The sequence below is a fragment of the Candidatus Pelagibacter bacterium nBUS_30 genome, from assembly GCF_051201245.1.
GTDB lineage: Bacteria > Pseudomonadota > Alphaproteobacteria > Pelagibacterales > Pelagibacteraceae > Pelagibacter.
The window spans coordinates 1148812-1168138 of record NZ_CP172842.1 but is presented as its reverse complement, the minus strand read 5'-3'; the positions used below and the strand labels follow the sequence as shown (position 1 = coordinate 1168138).

Sequence of the window (19327 nt, the reverse complement as noted above, 5' to 3'; positions counted from 1 at the left end):
TTATGAGCAAAGGAACAATTACACAAGTTATCGGAGCAGTAGTAGACGTAAAATTTGATGGAGATCTTCCAGAAATTTTAACAGCCTTAGAATGTAAAAATGGAGACAACAGACTAGTTTTAGAGGTTGCTCAGCATTTAGGAGAGTCTACTGTTAGAACAATTGCAATGGATGCTACTGAAGGTTTAAAAAGAGGTGACGAGGTGAAAAATACTAAAGCGCCTATCCAAGTTCCAGTTGGCCCTGAAACATTGGGAAGAATTATAAATGTAATTGGAGAACCTATTGATGAAAGAGGCGAAGTAAAAACAAAAGAAAGTTGGCCTATTCACAGAGCTGCACCAGAATTTAACGAACAATCTACAGAAACAGAAATATTAGTTACAGGTATTAAAGTAATTGATTTATTAGCACCATATGCAAAAGGTGGAAAAATTGGACTGTTTGGTGGAGCTGGAGTCGGAAAAACAGTTTTAATTATGGAATTAATTAACAACGTTGCAAAAGCACACGGTGGATTTTCAGTTTTTGCAGGAGTTGGGGAAAGAACTAGAGAAGGAAATGATTTATACCATGAGATGATAGATTCAGGTGTTATTAAAAAAGATGGAGCCGGATCTAAAGCAGCACTAGTTTATGGACAAATGAACGAACCTCCAGGAGCTAGAGCTAGAGTTGCTCTTACAGGATTAACTGTAGCTGAATATTTTAGAGATCAAGAAGGTCAAGATGTTCTCTTTTTCGTAGATAATATATTCAGATTTACACAAGCAGGTTCTGAGGTGTCAGCACTATTGGGTAGAATACCATCCGCTGTTGGTTATCAGCCTACACTTGCAACTGACATGGGTAACCTTCAAGAAAGAATTACCACAACTAACAAAGGATCAATTACATCTGTACAGGCCATTTATGTGCCTGCCGATGATTTAACTGACCCTGCACCAGCAACATCATTTGCTCACTTAGATGCTACCACTGTTCTTTCAAGACAAATTGCAGAAATAGGTATCTATCCTGCGGTTGACCCACTTGACTCTACTTCTAGAATTTTGGACCCTAGAATCGTTGGTGATGAACACTATAGAGTTGCTAGAGAAGTTCAAAAAATTTTGCAAACTTATAAATCACTACAAGATATCATAGCTATTTTAGGTATGGATGAATTGTCTGAAGAAGATAAATTAGTTGTAGCTAGAGCAAGAAAAATCCAGAGATTTTTATCTCAACCTTTCTTTGTTGCAGAGGTATTTACTGGATCTCCAGGTAAATTAGTTGATTTAGATTCAACAATAAAAGGTTTTGCTGCAATCTGTAAAGGTGACTACGATCACCTTCCAGAAGCAGCTTTTTATATGGTTGGAACTATAGATGAAGCAATAGAAAAAGCTGAAAAAATGGCCAAGGAAGCTGCTGCTTAATGAGTGAAGAGTTTAAGATTGAAATAGTAAATCCAGAAAAATCCTTTTTAGTTAAAGAAGATGCCAATGAAGTAGTTGTTCCTGCTTTCGAAGGAGAGATGGGGATACTTAAAGATCATATTTCTATAATCTCATTTTTAAAACCTGGTATTATAAAAATTTTGTCAAAATCTGGTGATGAAAATTATTATGTTGAAGATGGAATTGTTGAATTTAAAAATAACAACCTATCGATCCTAACAAGCTCAATATATAATCTTGTAGATTTGGATAAATCTAAACAACAGGATTTACTTACAATAGCTGAAAAAGAAGCAAGTGATCCTGAAATAAATGACCAATCCAAGTACTTGGTTGATCAAAAAATTGAAGTATTAAGATCTCTTAATTAATAATTTTTTTAACTTTTTCTTGCAGTTCTTTGTAGACGTGTAATTTAAAGTCTACAACAACATTTGTAATTTGATCAAGATCGATCCATTTCCAATCTAAAAATTCAGGATTTTTAGTTTTAATATCAATTTCTTTTTCTTCTCCTGTAAATTTCATTAAAAACCATTTTTGTTTCTGGCCTTTGTATTTTCCTTTCCAAATTATTCCTAATAATCGATTAGGAAGTTCATAGGTTGTAGTGCCATCTAATTCTTGAATTAATTCTACACTTTTAACGCTAGTTTCTTCTTCTAGTTCTCTATAGGCTGCCTTTAAAAAATCTTCACCTTCATCAACTCCACCTTGGGGCATTTGCCAAAATTTTTTTGCATTATCTATTCGTCTTGCAACAAAAACTTTATTGTAACTATTCAATAAGATTATACCTACACCAGTTCTTAGTGGTAAATCACTAAAACTTTTTTTCATATTATCCGTTAAGTAATTTAATAGCGTAATTTAATTGATTATCAGTATCAGTTTTAATCCTAAAATCATCACCTTCTTCATCAATTTCAATATCAGGTCGAACTCCTACTTCAGAGATAGATTTTCCAGAAGGAAGGTAATATTTTGCAACTGTTAAACGTATAGCACCCCTGTTTTTTAATGGAATTATTGATTGTACAGATCCTTTACCATAACTACTTTCTCCAAGTATGATAGCTCTTTTATGATCTTTAAGAGCACCAGCAACAATTTCAGATGCAGATGCAGATCCATAGTTGATCAGCACTAATAAAGTTTTGCCACCAGTGATATCCCCTTTTTTTGCAAACCACTTTCTATTTTCTGATTTTTTTCTACTTTTTGTTGATACTATTTCTCCGTTTTCTAGAAAAAAATCTGAAATTTTAATTGCTTGAGATAGTAATCCACCAGGATTGTTTCTTAAATCTAATATGAATGCATCTAGATTATTATCATTTTCCAATTTCTTAATTTGTTTTTTTATTTGTTCGCTACTGTTATCATTAAAAGAAGTTAATCGGATATATCCTATATTTTCATTTAAAAGATCTGATTTAACAGATTGAACTTCTATTATCTCTCTAGTTATATTGAATGTAATCGCTTTTTTTACACCTCTTCGTCTTACAGTTAATTCGATACTTGAGCCAACTAGACCTCTCATTAGGTCAACTGCTTCACTTAAAGATTTACCTTGAACCTGTGTATTGTTAATCTTAACAATATAATCTCCTGCCTTAATCCCTGCTTTTGATGCTGGCGTGTCGTCAATTGGAGAAATAACTTTTACAACACCTGCTTCCATACTAACTTCAATTCCAAGACCTCCAAATTCCCCACTAGTTTCAGTTTGCATTTCTTTAAAAGTTTCTGGAGACATATATGATGAATAAGGGTCAAGTGATTGGAGAAGACCATTTATAGCTGCATCCATACCTTCAGATTGATCAGTTTCATCAACATACTCTTTGTTAATTTTTTCAAGCACCTCTCCAAAAAGATCTATTTTTTTATAAATATCAATTTCTGCTGAAATTATTGTGCTCACAGGAAAAAATGCAATAAAAAAAATTATTAAATAAAATTTAATTTTTTTCATATTATAACTTTTTCTTTTGGAATTAATTCTGACCAAATTTTTTCAAGTTCATAAAATTTTCTTTTTTCAGGGTGAAAGATATGCACTATTAAATCAATTCCATCTACTAATTTCCATTCATTGCTTTCTTTTCCTTCGATCTTAGAATTTTTAATACCATTATTTTTTAATTTTTCTAAAACTTGTTCAGACAAAGATTGAATATGACGTGAAGATGTTCCACTTGCAATAATCATATAGTCAGCCATTGAACTTTTATCTTTAAGGTCAATAGTTACGATATCATGTGCTTTATTAAGATCTAATGTGTTGATTACAATAGATTTAAGGTCAGAAATTTTATCCATTAATTAGATTTAGACTATCAAATTTTTCTTAATTGAGAAGATGAAATATTGACTTTATTAAATTCAACAAATGTAAGATTTTTATTATTAAGTTTCTTAAATGTCTTTGATTTTAAAGAATTTTTTTTGTATCCATGCCGGTCAAATACAACAATGTTACATTTTTGTGATATTGATTCTGATTTATGCCATTTATGAAAATGAATCAGGTTGTCTGCTCCCATTAAAAAATAAATTTCAAAATTTTTATTTTTTTTAAGATGGTTAATTAAATCAATAGTCTTGTTAGATTTAATAATATTTTCATAAAATTTTACTTTAATAAAAGAATTTAATTTAATTACTTTTTTACAATCTTTAATTTTTTTTTTTATAGGTGTCTTACTCTCTGACTTGAGTGGGTTTTTATTAGTAATAGCCCAAATAATTTTTTCAAGTTTGAATCGCTTTTTAGCTTCTTTTGATATTGCTAAGTGACCTTGATGAGCAGGGTCAAATGAACCTCCTAAAATTCCAATTTTAACTTTTTTTATATTCAAGTTATTCTCTTATTTTTCCTTTACTTGAGACTTCATATTTGTATGAAACTAATTGTTCTAAACCAACAGGACCTCTCGGTGGAAGTGTATTTGTTGAAATACCTACTTCTCCACCAAAACCAAATTCACCACCATCAGCAAACTGTGTTGAGGTGTTATGCATTGCTATTGAACTTTTAACATTTTTTAAAAACTTATTCGCCGTTTTTTTATTTTTGGTAATAATCGAGTCAGTATGCATAGTTCCATATTTGTTTATATGATTGATAGCTTCTTCTGAGTTTTTAACAACCTTAACTGATACTGCAGCTGTTAAATATTCTGTATACCAATTTTTTTCTTTAGCTGGATATACTTTGCCTTTGTAATATTTTCTTAAAATATTATCTCCATATATTTTACAATTCTCATCTTCAAGTTTTTTTAGGATTGGATTACAAAATTTTTTAACTATTTTTTCATGTAACAAAATAGTTTCAGTTGCACCACAAATAGCTGTATTTCTTAATTTTGCATTATAAATGATGTCTGATGCCATATTTAATTCGGCATCTTTATCAACAAATGTGTGACAAAGTCCTTCTAAGTGCCCAATGATAGGAACTACTGAAAACTCTTGAACTCTTTTAACTAAGTTTTTTCCTCCTCGAGGAATTATTACATCAATATATTTTTTCATTTTCGAAAGCATTATGTCAACCATTTTTCTATCTTTAGAATCTACAAATTGAATGTAATTCTCATCAACATTATTTTTTTTTAAGGCTTTTCGAAATAATTTTGCCAATATTCTATTGGTGTTTATAGCCTCTGATCCACCTTTTAGAATTACCGCATTACCAGATTTAAAGCACAAACCCGCAACATCAGACGTTACATTAGGCCTACTTTCAAAAATTACACCAATAACCCCAATTGGTATTGTTACTTTTTTAATATTTAGTCCATTTGGTCTATTCCATTTTTTTAGAGTAATATTGACAGGATCTTTCAGTTTCGAAATTTTATTAATAGAGTTTTTTATATTTCTTAGTTTTACCTCATCAATTTTGAGTCTATTAATTAAGTTTTCTTTAATTCCTTTATTTTTAGCAAACTCAATGTCCTTTAAATTTTCTCTTAAAATTAATTTTTTTTCTTTATCGAGTAATTGTGCATAAAAATTTAAGACTTTATTTTTGATATTAATATCAACATTTGTTTCAAATGCTTTTCTGCTTTTAATACCAATTGAATTCATAAATATATTCATTTTAAACCTCTACCATATCATCTTTGTGAATGACTTCTGATTTTGCAACATAGCCCAATAATTTTTCTATTTGATTTGAGTGATGTCCCATTATTTTAACTATTTCATCTGATGTAAAAGAGCTTAATCCTCTTGCACATTCGTTATTTTTTTTATCTAGAATTTTGACATGATCACCTTTATTGAATTTTCCTGAGATTTTTTTAATTCCAGCAGCTAATAAGCTTTTTCCTAATTTTAATGCTTTTTTTGCACCATCATCAATTATAATTGACCCTTTTGGTGCAATAGAACTTATGATCCATTTTTTTCTAGCATCAAGTTTTGAAACTTTAGAATTAAACCATGTACAATTATTTTTTTCAGTAATCATTGAAATAGGATTTAAATTTAATCCGTTTGCTATAACCATATTACAGCCTGCTAATTGACATACTTTTGCTGCCTCTATTTTAGTTTGCATTCCACCACTGCCATATTCATTTACACCCTTAATATTAATTTCTTTCAAATCTTTATTTATATCATTTACTTTCTTTATTAACTTAGCGTCTTTGAAAATTTTTGGATTTTTTGTATAAAGGCCATCTACATCTGAAAGAAGAATTAATGTGTCAGCATCAGTAATTTGAGCCACTCTAGATGCCAATCTATCATTATCACCATATTTTATTTCAGTAGTAGCTATAGTATCATTTTCATTAACGATTGGGATAAAACCAAGTTCAAATAAATTTTCAAAAGTTCTTTTGGCGTTTAAAGATCTTCTTCTTTCTTCAGTATCATCAAGAGTCAGTAAGATTTGTGAAATATTTAATTTATATTTTGTAAATATTTGAGAAAATAAATTCATAAGTTCAATTTGTCCAATAGAGGCAATTGCCTGACTTTTATCAAGTTTAATTGTTTTTTTATTTATATTCATTTTCTTACATCCAAGTGCAATCGCACCCGAACTCACAACTACTATTTTCTGATTTTTATCTTTTAACTTTTTGATATCTTTTGCAAAGCTAGAAAGCCATTTTTTTCTAATCTTTTTATTATTATCAACAAGTAGTGAAGATCCTATTTTTACAACAATTATTTTAGAATTTTTAAGAGACATATGACAATAGTTTTGCTTTAATTCTAGATATAGAGTCCTTTTCTAATGTTGTCATAGTCATTATCTCACAATTTTTTCCTTTAGAAAAATGATCAATTATATCCCTTGCAGTATCCTCATCAATTAAATCTACTTTATTGAGTACAACTAGTTCTTTTTTATCAATTAATTTTGAGCTGTAATTTTTTAATTCATTTTTTACTTGTTCATAAGACTCATCTAAATCTAAATTTGTAATATCTATTAAATGTAATAATGATTTACATCTTTCAATATGTTTTAAAAACTGTATTCCGAGACCAACACCCTCATGAGCTCCTTCTACAAGACCTGGAATGTCAGCAATGGTTATTTCTTTATCGTCATAAGATGCAACTCCCAAATTAGGATTAAGTGTAGTGAACCTATAATTAGCTATTTTTGGATTTGCATTAGTTATAGCAGCCAGCAAACTTGATTTACCTGCGTTAGGTAATCCGATAATTCCAATATCAGCAATAGTTTTTAATTGAAGCCAAATTGTAAATTCTTCACCAATACCACCTTTTGTAAATTTTCTAGGAGCTCTATTTGTAGAACTTTTAAACCTAGTATTTCCAAGTCCACCTTTGCCTCCAATGGCAACTATAAACTCCTCTCCTTTTTTATTAAAGTCAAATAATAAAGTTTTATTATCTTCTTCAAAAACTTGAGTTCCAAGTGGTACTTTTAAAAATAAATTGTCTCCACTTTTGCCAGTACGATTTTGTCCAGCACCATTTTCTCCCCGCTGAGCTTTATGATGTTGTTGGTATCTGTAATCTATTAATGTATTAAGGTTTTCTTCAGCTTTTAAAATTATTGATCCACCTTTGCCACCATCACCACCATCTGGACCACCATACTCAACATACTTTTCTCTTCTGAAACTTGGGGAGCCATCACCACCGTTTCCAGCTTTAATATAGATTTTTACTTGATCGAGAAATTTCATAATACAACATCTAATTAAGTTGTACTATTAATTGGGTTTTACTGAAACGAAAGTTCTATCTGCTTTAGATTTTTTGAATACAACTTTACCTTTAACAACTGAAAAAATTGAATGATCTTTACCCATTCCTACATTTTCACCTGGAAAGATTTTTGTTCCTCTTTGTCTTACAATTATATTTCCAGGAATTACTGTTTCACCGCCATACTTTTTAACACCAAGCCTACGCCCAGCACTATCACGTCCGTTTCTCGATGATCCACCTGCTTTTTTTGTTGCCATAAGTTACCTAATTTATTTATCTGTTGCCGCAGCTTTTTCTTTAACTTTAGCCTCAACCTTTTTAGTTGGTTTAACTATTTTTTCTGCCTCTGATAATACCTTACCATCTTTTGAAAAAATCTTATTAATTCTTATCATTGTATGTTCTTGTCTATGACCATTTTTTCTTCTTGAATTATGTCTTCTTCTTTTTTTGAAGATTAGAATAGTTCGATCTTTACCATTTTTAATTAAATCAGCTTCTACTTTTGCTCCTTCAACTGTAGGTGTGCCAATCTCAATAGTCTTGTCATCACCATATGCAAGGATCTCATTAAATTCTATTTTTGAATCAGGCTTTGAATCTGGCAATTTCTCTATTTTTAAAATCTCCCCAGATTTTACTTTATATTGTTTTCCACCTGTTTTAATTACTGCGTATGACATATTATGATTTAAATTTAAGTTACCGCAATATAGTTGCAGCAAAGTTATAGTCAAGTTGAATTAACTAGAAATTATCCTTTAAATCTCTCAATTTTGAAAAGGATTCAACATTTTTTGCCCTAAGAAATATATTACACTCTTTTTCATCTTGAATAGTAGATGGGACTGTTGGTGCATTGTTTTCAAGTTTTTCTTTGATTTTAATTATTTTATTTTGAAGATTTAGGTTTTGAGGGTCATGCTCAATGCAGAACTTAGAGTTTTGAAGTGTGTACTCGTGCCCACAGTAAATCTTGGTATCTTCTGGTAAATTTTTTATTTTTGATAAGGATGCAAACATCTCTTCATACGTTCCCTCAAAAATTTTTCCACATCCTAGTGAAAATAATGTGTCGCCAGTAAATATTATTTTTTCATTAAAGAAATAAAAACTAATATGACCAGTTGTATGACCCGGAATGTGAATAATTTTTGCTTCAAAATTATCTCTTTTCCATATTTGATTATCTTCCACTAAAATATTGATTTCAGGAATTCTGCCAGTATCATATTTGTATCCAACTACAATAGAGTTATATTTTCTTTTTAATTCTTTATTACCACCAATATGATCAAAATGATGGTGAGTATTTAATATATATTTTAAATTGATTTTTTCTTTTTCAATAAAGTTTATTACAGGTTTTGCTTCGCTTGGATCAACAATACAAGCATCATTATTAGTTTCATCAATAATCAAATAGCTATAATTATCTTGTAGACAAGGGATGATCTCTACTTTCATATTATTTTTCAATTAAAAATATGCCCAAGTCAGCAAATAAGTTTTTTAATCCAAGATTAGTGTCATTTATTAAAGAAACATTCTTTTCATTCAAAGCTAATGATTTAAAAATCTTAAAATTTCTAGATTTTACAAAATGTACAAAATCTTTAATTGTGCACATATGCAAATTGGGAGTGTTATACCATTGATCTGGAAGAGCTTTGGTTATTGGCATTGTTCCTTTAGTTAATAGGTGTAATCTTACTTTCCAATAACCAAAATTAGGAATGGTAACTATTGCTTTTTTACCAACTCTTAATAATTCACTAATAACTAGTTCAGGATTTAAAAATGCTTGTAGTGTTTGACTTAATACAACATAATCAAATGATTTATCTGGAAACTGTGTTAAGTCTTTTTCAGCATTTCCTTCAATAACTGTCAGACCTTTTGCAATGCATTCTTGCACTTTATCTTTGGATAATTCTAATCCTCTGATATCAATATTTTTATTATCTTTTAAAAATTTCATTAAAGTACCATCTGCACACCCAACATCTAAAACACGTGTGTCTTTTTCAATTAAATTTGCAATAACTTTAAATTCATTTTTCATAATTAATTATTTGAGTATGATTTGTCCAAAAAGTTTTTTAAGGCACTTAAGAATTCAGGAACATTAAGTAAAAACGAGTCATGTCCTTTATCTGATTCAATTTCAACAAAACCAACATCAGCACCAATAGCATTCAAAGCAATTACAATATCTTTATTTTCTTGAGTTGGATAAAGCCAATCTGAAGTAAAAGAAATTACAAAAAATTTAGCTTTAGTCTCCTTAAAAGCATCAGACAAATTATCATTAAATTGCTTTGCTAAATCAAAGTAATCCATAGCTCTTGTAATATAAAGATAGGAATTTGCGTCAAATCTATCTACAAAAACTGATCCTTGATATCTAAGATAACTTTCAATTTGAAAGTCTGCATCAAAGCCAAACTTAAGATCTTCTCTTTCTTGTAATTTTCGTCCAAATTTTTCTTGAAGACCCTTTTTTGAAAGATAAGTGATATGAGCAGCCATTCTTGCAACTGCTAAACCTTTATTAGGAATAGTTTCATCAGAACTATAATTTCCATTGTTCCAATTACTATCTGCAGCAATTGCCTGTCTACCTAATTCGTTGAATGCAATATTTTGAGCAGAGTGATTAGATGTACATGCAATTGGTATTACAGTTTTCGCTTTATTTGGGAAATTACTAATAAATTGAAGAACTTGCATACCTCCCATTGAACCACCAACAATTGAAAAAAGTTTATCTATACCAAAATGATCAAGTAAATTGTATTGAGCATTAACCATATCATTGATTGTAATTATAGGAAAATTTGTACCAAAAATTTTTTGTGTATCTGGATCTTTGTGACTTGGCCCATATGATCCTAAGCACCCACCAATTACATTTGAACAAATTACAAAATATTTATTAGTATCAATTGATTTATCAGGACCCACTGCATATGACCACCAACCGTCTTTATTTGTAACTGGATTTAAGCCAGTGACAAATTGATCACCAGTAAGTGCATGAAAAACTAAAATAGCGTTATCTTTTTTTTCATTTAAAGATCCATAGGTTTCATATGCAATTGGAAAATTATTGATAGTTTTTCCACAATCAAGTTTAAGTGGTTTTTTAACAACCAGAGTTTTTAGTTTTGTCTCAATATTCATAAAAAGTACTAATATTTGAATTGAGAGAAAAAAAACAATTTTAGCGGTTTTTTTTAAGCGCTCGCAATTCAGTTAAATCAGCGCATAAATTTTGTACAAGAAGTTATTTATTATGTCAATTTTTTTTAAAAATGTCTTATTCAGTGTAAAAATTTATAATTTTATCTATAAAGAACAAATAAACTAAAAAAATGACCACTCCAAAATTTAAAAAATTTAATATCGAAGCATATAGGCCTGGTAAATCAAAAATTAAGAAATTAAGGAAAATAGTAAAATTATCAGCTAACGAATCAGCTTTAGGGATGAGCCCTAAAGCAATTAAAATAATATCTGATAAAAAATTAAACCTAGAAAGATATCCCGATGGTAAATCTGAAATCTTAAGAAAAGAGATATCAAAAAAATATAAATGTAATTTTGATAAAATTATATGTGGGGCAGGATCTGATGAAGTTATTCAAATGATTTGTCAGTTATTTTTAAAACCAAAAGATGAGGTTGTGGTCCCTCAATACAGCTTTTTAATGTACAGAATTTATGCAAAAATCGTAGGTGCCAAAGTTCTTTTTGCCAAAGAAATTAAGTTTAAAGTTTCAATTAGTGAAATACTTAAAAAAGTAAATAAAAAAACTAAAATTGTTTTTCTAGCAAACCCCAATAATCCAACAGGAACTTATCTTACAAAAAAAGAATTATTGGAACTTAGAAAAAAATTAAATAAAAATGTTTTATTAGTTGTAGATGATGCTTATGCAGAATACATGAAAAATAGAGACTATAAACCAGGATTAGATTTATTTAAAAATAAGAATAATGTTTTTGTGCTGCGAACATTCTCTAAAATATTTGGATTAGCTTCATTAAGAGTTGGGTGGGGCTATGGATCAAAAAAAATAATTGATGCTTTAAATGTTATTAAAGCTCCATTTAATGTCAGTCATCTTGCACAATTAGCTGCAATAGAGTCGTTAAAAGATCAAAATTTTATTGATCGTTCAGTAAAACATAATTTATATTTTGCAAAGAGGATCAAAATTTACCTTGAAAAATTTAATATTTTTTCTAATTCTATTTCTGCAAATTTTTTATTGTTAGATTTTGAAAAATGTAAATTTACAGCTAAATTTGTTTATGAACAATTGAATAGAAAAGGAATTATTGTAAGGTCTACTGCAGAAGGTTATCACATCAAAAATAAATTGAGATTAACTATTGGGTCTAAAAATGAAAATTTAGCATTTATGAGTGCTGTGAAAAAGATATTAAATTAATATGAAAAATATTTTAATTATTGGATGTGGTTTGTTGGGATCATCTTTATTGAGAAGAATTCACAAAAAAAAGATAGCAAATAAAATTTTTATTTATGAAAAATCAAACTCTAATCTTACAAAAATTAAAAAATTAAAACTTCCTGGACAAATTGTTAAAAAGTTAGAGGATGGTGTTAGAAAATCAGATTTAATTATTTTATGTACACCAATGAGTGAATATAAAAATCTTATTCTTAAAATGAATAAGTTTTTATCAACGAAAACTATTATAACAGACGTTGGTTCATCAAAATTAGAGTCTTCTAAGATTATTAAAAAACACTTAAAAAAAGATGTGTCTTGGACTCAAAGTCATCCAATTACAGGTTCTGAGGTAAGTGGACCAGAGCATGGTAAGCACGATATATTTGAAAAAAAGTGGTGTGTTTTAATTAAAGAAAAAAATACTAAAAAAAACCATTTAACGATATTAAATAATTTTTGGAAAAAAATAGGATCAAAGGTGGTTATTATGACACCTGAAAAACATGATAAAATTTTTTCTATAACTAGTCATTTACCACATTTAATTGCGTATAATTTAGTGAAATCTGCACAAGATTTTGAAAAAATTCAAAATTTTGATTTGATTAAGTACAGTGCAGGTGGCTTAAGAGATTTTTCAAGAATAGCAGCTTCCAATGAAATTATGTGGAGAGATATATTTTTTAATAATAAAAAAAATATCTCAAAGGCTATTGATTTATTTATTAAAAATTTAAATTCTTTTAAAAGAGATATTAATTCCAAAAACAATAAATCAATCTTAAAAAAATTAATTCAAACTAAAAAAGTAAGATCAAAGATTATTAAGTTGAAACAAGATATTAATAAACCTGATTTTGGCAGAAATTAATATTTAATAGGGGATATTTTTTTTACAGTTAAGTTCGCAGTTTTTTTTATTCTGTCAATTGTTTTTCTAATCGACATAACTAAAACCTTTTTTTCAGGCCCATAGGCATGTATCAACTCTTTAGAATTAATACATATTGCAACATGTCCTTTCCAAAAAATGATATCTCCCTTTGTAAAAATTTTTCTTTTGATATTATTTTTTGAGTACTTGATTTGGTCTTTTGTATCTCTTGGATAAAATGAGTTATTATAATAGTAATATAACTGTAATAGTGCTGAGCAGTCTATACCTCTATATGATTTGCCACCCCACACATATTTAGTTTTTAAAAATAACTTAAATATTTTAAAAAATTCTTTTTCTTTATGATTTATTTTTTTTAAATCACTTATTTTTAGCCATTTATTATTTTCAAATTCTAAAAATTTCTTGTTTTTTTTAATTACAGAAACTTTTGACCCAAAAGGCAAAAATTTTTTAGTTTTTTTATTTTGTTTGTTAAAAATAGTAGCTTTTAAACTATAAACTTTATGGCTTGGATTATGTTTGTTTACATATTTTTCATTTTTAATATAACCAGTATAATTATCAAATGAAGATTTTATCTTAATCCAATTTTTATTTTTTGACAAAATTTTAAATTTTTCTCCATATAAAATTTGAGATGTTACTTCTGAAAGTTTAGAAGATCTTTTATGAATATTAGAAACCTGGCCTTTGAAAAAAAAGTTATTTTTCACTTAACTTCAGCTTATCCTTAATAAACCACAAACAAATTAATGATGGTATAACCATAATAGCTGTTAAAATAAAGAACGTTCCCCAATCTCCATTTAACCAGTCAACCAAAGCACCGGATGATGATGCAAGTGTAGTTCTTCCAGCCGTTCCTATAGATGCAAGTAGTGCATACTGAGTTGCGGTGTAAGTTCTATCTACTAGTAATGATATAAACGCTACAAAAGCGACCGTTGCGAAAGCTGCAGCTATATCATCAAAAATTACAGCAACTGCAAATAATAATTCTGATTTTCCACTCCATGCTAAAGCAGTAAATAATAAATTAGTTGCAGCCATTAATATTCCTGCAAGAAACATGGCTTTTAAAACACCAGATCTGATTACAAAAAGTCCACCAAGTAATGTAAATATAACCGTAGTTATCCATCCTAAGGTTTTCGAGTAAATTGCAATATCACTTTTAGAGAATCCTATTTCTTTATAAAAGACTATGGACATACGACCTAAAAATGCCTCACCAATTTTAAATAAAAATACAAAACCTAAAATTCCTAATGCTATAGAAAACCCATTTTTTTTAAAAAAACTTGCTACAGGTCCTCCTAGAGTTCCACTTATCCAAGCTATAACTTTTGTTATAATATTTTGTGAACCAATTTTGTTTTGGATTAATTTATCTGTTGCTTCTTGGTTAAATTTCCTACTATTTGAAGTTTGTTCATGAACAAACATTAGGCCAATATTCATTAAAATTACTACAATGCCTAAAATTAAAAACGTTGATTGCCAGTAATTGATTATGCCAATATTTTGAAAGTATTCAGCAGTAAACAAAGCTATTACACCTCCTAATTTATATCCGCTCCACCAACCAACAACTGCCATAGCAGCACCAGCTGCCATAGATTTACCCTCGTTTTCACCGATTTGTTCAATTCTTAAAGCATCTACAGTTATATCCTGTGTAGCTGAAGCTATAGCAATAATTAAACCAATAGTAATTAATAGTGCTAAATTTTCAGTTGGATTTATAAAACTCCAAACAATTAAACAAACTAAAATTGCAATTTGCATTAATACTATCCAGCCTCTTCTATGGCCAAGTTTTTTAGTTAGATATGGAATTTGAAGTCTATCAATTAGAGGTGCCCACAAATAGTTAAAAGCATAAACACCAAATATTAATCCAGCCCAACCAATCGTTGATCTACTTAAACCTTCTTCTTTAAGCCATAAACTTAAACTACTTCCTATCAAAACCCATGGAAAACCAGAGATTGCTCCAAGTAATAATATTCTAAACATTCTTTTGTCTAGATAAACTGAAAAAGTTTCTGATAAAGATTTTTTTTTTATTTCAAGCATTTTTAGTTTTTCCAAAACGATGGTAAGAATAATACTAATATTGCAAATAGCTCTAGTCTACCTAAAATCATCCCAATAGTTAAGATCCATTTAGAAATATCAGGTAAAGATGAAAAATCTCCATTCGGACCAATTATAGGCCCTAATCCTGGTCCAACATTTGAAATTGAAGTAGCTGCACCAGATATTGCAGTGATAAAATCAAGACCTGTTAAAGATAATAATGCAGTTAGTATAAAAAATATTACAAAGTAAAGGTATATAAAAGAAATTATTGAAGCGATGAATTTTTCATCCACAGAGCTTTGATCGTATTTAATCATAAATACTCCTTTTGGATAAATAATTTTTTTAATTTGGTTTGATATAAATAAATATAGAATCTGAATTCTAAAAATTTTAATTCCACACGTAGTAGATCCTGCACAGCCACCTATAAACATTAAAGCTAAGAATAAAGTTAATGGAAAGCTACCCCATCCATCAAATTCTGCATTTACATAACCAGTCCCAGTTAAAATTGAAATAGTATTAAAAAAAATAGACCTCAAACTAAAATTAGCATTACTATTTAATAATAAATAAATTGATAAGATAATTACAGTAGCAATTATAATTTTAAAAAAAGTTTTTATTTGAACATCAGTTAAAAAAATTTTTTTATTCCCGTTTATAAACTTGATGTAAGCGATAAAAGGCAAGCTTCCTAAAATGATAAATATCATTGACGAAATTTCTATTGGAACACTATTAAAATAGCCAATTGATTGATTGTAATTAGAAAAACCACCTGTTGCTATAGTGGTCATTGAGTGTGTTAAGCTATCAAATTTACTCATTCCAAATAACCAATATGTAATGGCACACAGCGCAGTTAAGCCTGAATAAATATAAATCAATCTTAGAGCTATTTCTTTTGATTTTGGAAGTATCTTTTCTGATGAGTCATTGCTAGAAATTTTGAATAATTGCATTCCACCCACATTCATTATTGGCATTAAAGTAATGGCCATAACAATAATACCAATACCTCCTAGCCACTGCAGTATAGCTCTCCAAAACAATAAACCTTTAGGTGTATTTTCTAAATTAGAAATAATAGTAGAGCCAGTAGTTGTTATCCCTGACATGCTCTCAAAAAAGGCATCAGTTACTGATAACTCAATTGTTGAAAATATAAATGGAAGAGATCCAAAAATAGCAATACTCAGCCATGAAAGTGCAGTTAATAAAAAAGCTTGCTGTAAATTTAATCTTTTATCGTGATCTAGATTAGATAAAAAAAATAAAGTTCCAAAAATAATTGTTACAATTGACGCCCCAAAGAATGAAGAGTCTACTTCTGAGTAAATAAATTGAACAGTAATTGGAACAAACATTGATACTCCTAGAATTACCTGCAAAATTCCAAGTGTAAAAAAAACAGTTTTATAATTAGACATTTTGAAAGAACATTATTTTATGGTAAATAAATTTCAACTCTATAAGAATTAATAAAATCGCTATTTTAAGATTTTTTAGAAGCATAATTCATGATTAAAAAAGAAAATTTAGACAAAACTAGTGCTTGGCCTTTTGTAGAAGCAAAAAGATTGCTTCGAGAAAGAAAATCTTTTATTGAAAAAAAAGGTAAAATTACACTTCAAACTGGTTACGGTCCAAGTGGCCTTCCTCATATTGGAACTTTTGGAGAAGTTGCTAGAACATCAATGATGGTTAATGCTTTAAGTCAATTATCAGATCTTCCAACTGAAATAATAACATTTTCAGATGACATGGATGGTTTAAGAAAAGTTCCAGACAATGTTCCAAATCAAAAGCTTTTAAATGACAATCTTCATAAACCATTAACACAAGTTCCAGACCCATTTGAAAAATTTGATAGTTTTGGTCAGCATAATAATGAAATGCTAAAAAATTTTTTAGATAGTTTTAAATTTAATTATAATTTTCAAAGCTCTACATCACTTTATAAGAGTGGTTTTTTTAATCCAACATTAAAGATTATTTTAGAAAATTATGATGGAATTATGAATATTATAATTCCCACCCTAGGTAAAGAGCGTCAACAAACTTACTGTCCATTTTTACCGATATGCCCAGATACAGGACGTGTTTTGGAAATACCCGTTTTAGAAATTGACAAAGAAAAATCTAAAATTATTTTTGATAATAAGGGAAAAAAATTAGAAGTAAGTATATTAGATGGGAATTGCAAATTACAGTGGAAAGTAGATTGGGCTATGAGATGGTATGCTTTAGATGTGGATTTTGAAATGTATGGAAAAGATTTAATTGAAAGTGCAATACTATCAACCAAGATAATTAATTTATTGGGTAAGAAAAATCCATCTGGGTTTGCCTATGAGCTTTTTTTAGATGAAAAAGGTGAAAAAATTTCAAAATCAAAAGGAAATGGAATAACTATTGATCAATGGTTGGAGTATGCCTCACCAGAAAGTTTATCTTTATATATGTATCAAAATCCAAAAAGAGCAAAGAAACTATACAAAGAAATAGTTCCAAAAGCTGTTGATGAATATTTAGATTATATTGAAAAATCAAAAAAACAGAATGAACTACAATTATTAATGAATCCGGTCTGGCATGTTCATAATGGCAACATTCCTAAAGAAGATATGATTATGACATTTTCAATGCTATTAAATTTAGTTGAAACAAGTAATGCTGATAGTAAGGATTTATTGTGGAAATTTGTTAAAAAATATAAGTCTGATATTTCTGAAGAAAATTTTCCAATTTTTGATGGGTTGGTAGGTTATGCAATTAAATATTTTAATGATGCAATTAAAGCACAAAAAAAATACAAAACTCCAAATACTACAGAGTTGATAGCTCTTGAGGCATTGGTTAAAACTTTAGAAAAATGTAATGATGATATGACTCCAGAAGATATTCAAACACTAATTTATTCAACTGGTAAGGAAAATGGTTATGCAGAAAATTTAAGAGATTGGTTTAAATTAATTTATGAAGTAGTTTTTGGAGATGAAAATGGACCTCGAATGGGATTTTTTATAAGTTTTTTTGGTGTCAAAGAAACTAAAGAGTTATTAATGAATAAATTAAAATAATGTTTTCAAAACTAAGACCTTTAATATTTAAAATAGATCCAGAAAAAGCACACACATTAGCAATTAAATCTTTAAAATTTAATTTGATACCAAGTGTATTTGATGAAATTAAAGATGATTCAATTTTTAAGACCAAATTATTTGACAAAGAATTAGATAACCCAATTGGAATGGCAGCTGGTTTTGATAAAAATGCTGAGGTATACAGTGCATTATTTAAATTGGGCTTTGGATTTGTTGAAGTTGGCACCGTCACACCATTAAAGCAATATGGAAATCCTAAACCAAGAGTTTTCAGACTTGTGGAAGATCAGGCGTTAATTAATAGACTAGGATTTAATAATCATGGTGCTGAAATTGTAAAAAATCGAATTAAATTAGACAATAATTTAGGATTATTAGGGATTAATATTGGCCCCAATAAAGACACAGACGATAGGTTGAATGATTATCTAATTGGACTAAAAACTTTTTATGAAGTTGCAGATTATATAACAATTAATATTTCTTCACCAAATACAGAAAATTTGAGAAACTTTCATGAAGAGAGTAAATTACAAGAGTTATTAAAATGTATTTCAAAAGAAAAAAATGATTTAAATTCAACAATTCCGATAGCTGTTAAAATTTCACCAGATATCCATGAAGATCAGGTAAATCAGATTTCTGAAATTCTTTTAGAAAATGAAATAAAAGCAATTATTGTTTCAAACACATCTGAAGCTACAAGAGATAAACTTGGCAATATTCAAAGACATCAAAAAGGGGGTTTGTCTGGAAAACCAATTGAGGAAAAATCCAATGTTTTAATAAATAAATTTTACAAATTATTAAAAGGGAAAATTAAAATAATAGGTGTTGGTGGAGTTGACTCTGGTCAAGCAGCTTATGATAAATTTACAGTTGGAGCAGATTTTATTCAGCTCTATACAGGAATGGTTTTTAAAGGTCCAAATATTGCAAGAATTATTAAAAAGGACCTAAAAGAATTATTAATCAGAGATGGAGTTAAAAATTATACTGAAATTATAGGAAATAAAACTCTATCCTAAATGTATTAAACTTGACGCCTTACTCATCTCCCCTTATATAGGCATT

Annotated in this window: 21 protein-coding genes; 6 read left to right on the top strand and 15 right to left on the bottom strand. The window is 28.7% G+C overall.

Going from position 1 to position 19327, the window contains the following annotated elements; translation table 11 throughout:
* Positions 1 to 2: 2 nt before the first annotated feature.
* Positions 3 to 1421, top strand: coding sequence for a F0F1 ATP synthase subunit beta (gene atpD / locus ACIJYE_RS06365; RefSeq protein WP_435090065.1), 1419 nt, complete (start codon positions 3 to 5; stop codon positions 1419 to 1421).
* The gene (atpC, locus tag ACIJYE_RS06360) at positions 1421 to 1813 is read left to right on the top strand and encodes an ATP synthase F1 subunit epsilon (RefSeq protein WP_435090063.1); all 393 of its coding nucleotides are present in this window, start codon (positions 1421 to 1423) and stop codon (positions 1811 to 1813) included. The genes atpD and atpC overlap by 1 nt, the downstream gene beginning before the upstream one ends.
* Here atpC and ACIJYE_RS06355 read toward each other — a convergent pair.
* From ACIJYE_RS06355 to metX, 12 genes are all read right to left on the bottom strand, one after another.
* Entirely contained in the window at positions 1806 to 2282 is a 477-nt protein-coding gene (locus tag ACIJYE_RS06355; RefSeq protein WP_435090061.1) for an RNA pyrophosphohydrolase, read from the bottom strand. The genes atpC and ACIJYE_RS06355 overlap by 8 nt on opposite strands.
* A 1-nt stretch (position 2283) precedes the next feature.
* Positions 2284 to 3423, bottom strand: coding sequence for a S41 family peptidase (locus ACIJYE_RS06350; RefSeq protein WP_435090059.1), 1140 nt, complete (start codon positions 3421 to 3423; stop codon positions 2284 to 2286).
* Positions 3420 to 3770, bottom strand: coding sequence for a ribosome silencing factor (gene rsfS / locus ACIJYE_RS06345; protein WP_435090058.1), 351 nt, complete (start codon positions 3768 to 3770; stop codon positions 3420 to 3422). Before rsfS ends, ACIJYE_RS06350 begins: the two co-directional genes overlap by 4 nt.
* 17 nt (positions 3771 to 3787) lie before the next feature.
* A complete protein-coding gene (gene nadD / locus ACIJYE_RS06340) occupies positions 3788 to 4309 on the bottom strand; it encodes a nicotinate (nicotinamide) nucleotide adenylyltransferase (RefSeq protein WP_435090057.1) in 522 nt (173 codons plus the stop codon).
* A 1-nt stretch (position 4310) separates the two neighbouring features.
* Positions 4311 to 5561, bottom strand: a complete 1251-nt coding sequence (locus tag ACIJYE_RS06335; RefSeq protein WP_435090056.1) for a glutamate-5-semialdehyde dehydrogenase — start codon at positions 5559 to 5561, stop codon at positions 4311 to 4313.
* A 1-nt stretch (position 5562) separates the two neighbouring features.
* Positions 5563 to 6669, bottom strand: coding sequence for a glutamate 5-kinase (gene proB / locus ACIJYE_RS06330; RefSeq protein ID WP_435090055.1), 1107 nt, complete (start codon positions 6667 to 6669; stop codon positions 5563 to 5565).
* Positions 6659 to 7642: an Obg family GTPase CgtA gene (gene cgtA, locus ACIJYE_RS06325; RefSeq protein ID WP_435090053.1), complete on the bottom strand. Its 984-nt coding sequence runs from the start codon at positions 7640 to 7642 to the stop codon at positions 6659 to 6661. The genes proB and cgtA overlap by 11 nt, the downstream gene beginning before the upstream one ends.
* Positions 7643 to 7669: 27 nt before the next feature.
* The gene (gene rpmA, locus ACIJYE_RS06320) at positions 7670 to 7924 is read right to left on the bottom strand and encodes a 50S ribosomal protein L27 (protein WP_008544325.1); all 255 of its coding nucleotides are present in this window, start codon (positions 7922 to 7924) and stop codon (positions 7670 to 7672) included.
* A 12-nt stretch (positions 7925 to 7936) separates the two neighbouring features.
* On the bottom strand, positions 7937 to 8350 hold the full coding sequence (rplU, locus tag ACIJYE_RS06315; RefSeq protein ID WP_435090051.1) for a 50S ribosomal protein L21: 414 nt from the start codon (positions 8348 to 8350) through the stop codon (positions 7937 to 7939).
* Positions 8351 to 8414: 64 nt separating this feature from the next.
* Positions 8415 to 9134, bottom strand: coding sequence for a hydroxyacylglutathione hydrolase (gene gloB, locus ACIJYE_RS06310; protein WP_435090050.1), 720 nt, complete (start codon positions 9132 to 9134; stop codon positions 8415 to 8417).
* 1 nt (position 9135) lies between these two features.
* Positions 9136 to 9732: a methionine biosynthesis protein MetW gene (gene metW / locus ACIJYE_RS06305; protein ID WP_435090049.1), complete on the bottom strand. Its 597-nt coding sequence runs from the start codon at positions 9730 to 9732 to the stop codon at positions 9136 to 9138.
* Between the two features lie 2 nt (positions 9733 to 9734).
* Positions 9735 to 10853 carry a homoserine O-acetyltransferase MetX gene (gene metX, locus ACIJYE_RS06300; RefSeq protein WP_435090048.1) on the bottom strand — a complete coding sequence of 373 codons (1119 nt, stop codon included), beginning with the start codon at positions 10851 to 10853 and terminating at the stop codon, positions 9735 to 9737.
* Between the two features lie 191 nt (positions 10854 to 11044).
* Here metX and hisC point away from each other — a divergent pair, with 191 nt between their 5' ends.
* Entirely contained in the window at positions 11045 to 12127 is a 1083-nt protein-coding gene (hisC, locus tag ACIJYE_RS06295) for a histidinol-phosphate transaminase (RefSeq protein WP_435090047.1), read from the top strand.
* A 1-nt stretch (position 12128) separates the two neighbouring features.
* Positions 12129 to 13025, top strand: coding sequence for a prephenate dehydrogenase (locus tag ACIJYE_RS06290; RefSeq protein WP_435090045.1), 897 nt, complete (start codon positions 12129 to 12131; stop codon positions 13023 to 13025).
* Here the strand turns inward: ACIJYE_RS06290 and ACIJYE_RS06285 are convergent.
* Genes ACIJYE_RS06285 through ACIJYE_RS06275 form a run of 3 tightly spaced genes read right to left on the bottom strand, consistent with a single transcriptional unit; the run spans position 13022 to position 16576 of the window.
* Positions 13022 to 13768 carry an NlpC/P60 family protein gene (locus ACIJYE_RS06285; protein WP_435090043.1) on the bottom strand — a complete coding sequence of 249 codons (747 nt, stop codon included), beginning with the start codon at positions 13766 to 13768 and terminating at the stop codon, positions 13022 to 13024. The genes ACIJYE_RS06290 and ACIJYE_RS06285 overlap by 4 nt on opposite strands.
* Positions 13758 to 15134, bottom strand: a complete 1377-nt coding sequence (locus tag ACIJYE_RS06280; RefSeq protein ID WP_435090041.1) for an AmpG family muropeptide MFS transporter — start codon at positions 15132 to 15134, stop codon at positions 13758 to 13760. The genes ACIJYE_RS06285 and ACIJYE_RS06280 overlap by 11 nt, the downstream gene beginning before the upstream one ends.
* Before the next feature lie 2 nt (positions 15135 to 15136).
* Positions 15137 to 16576 (bottom strand): TrkH family potassium uptake protein, encoded by a 1440-nt coding sequence (locus ACIJYE_RS06275; RefSeq protein ID WP_435090039.1) that lies wholly within the window; start codon positions 16574 to 16576, stop codon positions 15137 to 15139.
* A gap of 90 nt (positions 16577 to 16666) precedes the next feature.
* Between ACIJYE_RS06275 and ACIJYE_RS06270 the strand changes: the two genes are divergently transcribed.
* Together ACIJYE_RS06270 and ACIJYE_RS06265 are read left to right on the top strand one after the other, a co-directional pair.
* Positions 16667 to 18229, top strand: a complete 1563-nt coding sequence (locus ACIJYE_RS06270) for a lysine--tRNA ligase (protein ID WP_435090038.1) — start codon at positions 16667 to 16669, stop codon at positions 18227 to 18229.
* Positions 18229 to 19281, top strand: coding sequence for a quinone-dependent dihydroorotate dehydrogenase (locus tag ACIJYE_RS06265; protein ID WP_435090037.1), 1053 nt, complete (start codon positions 18229 to 18231; stop codon positions 19279 to 19281). Before ACIJYE_RS06270 ends, ACIJYE_RS06265 begins: the two co-directional genes overlap by 1 nt.
* Positions 19282 to 19327: the final 46 nt, after the last annotated feature.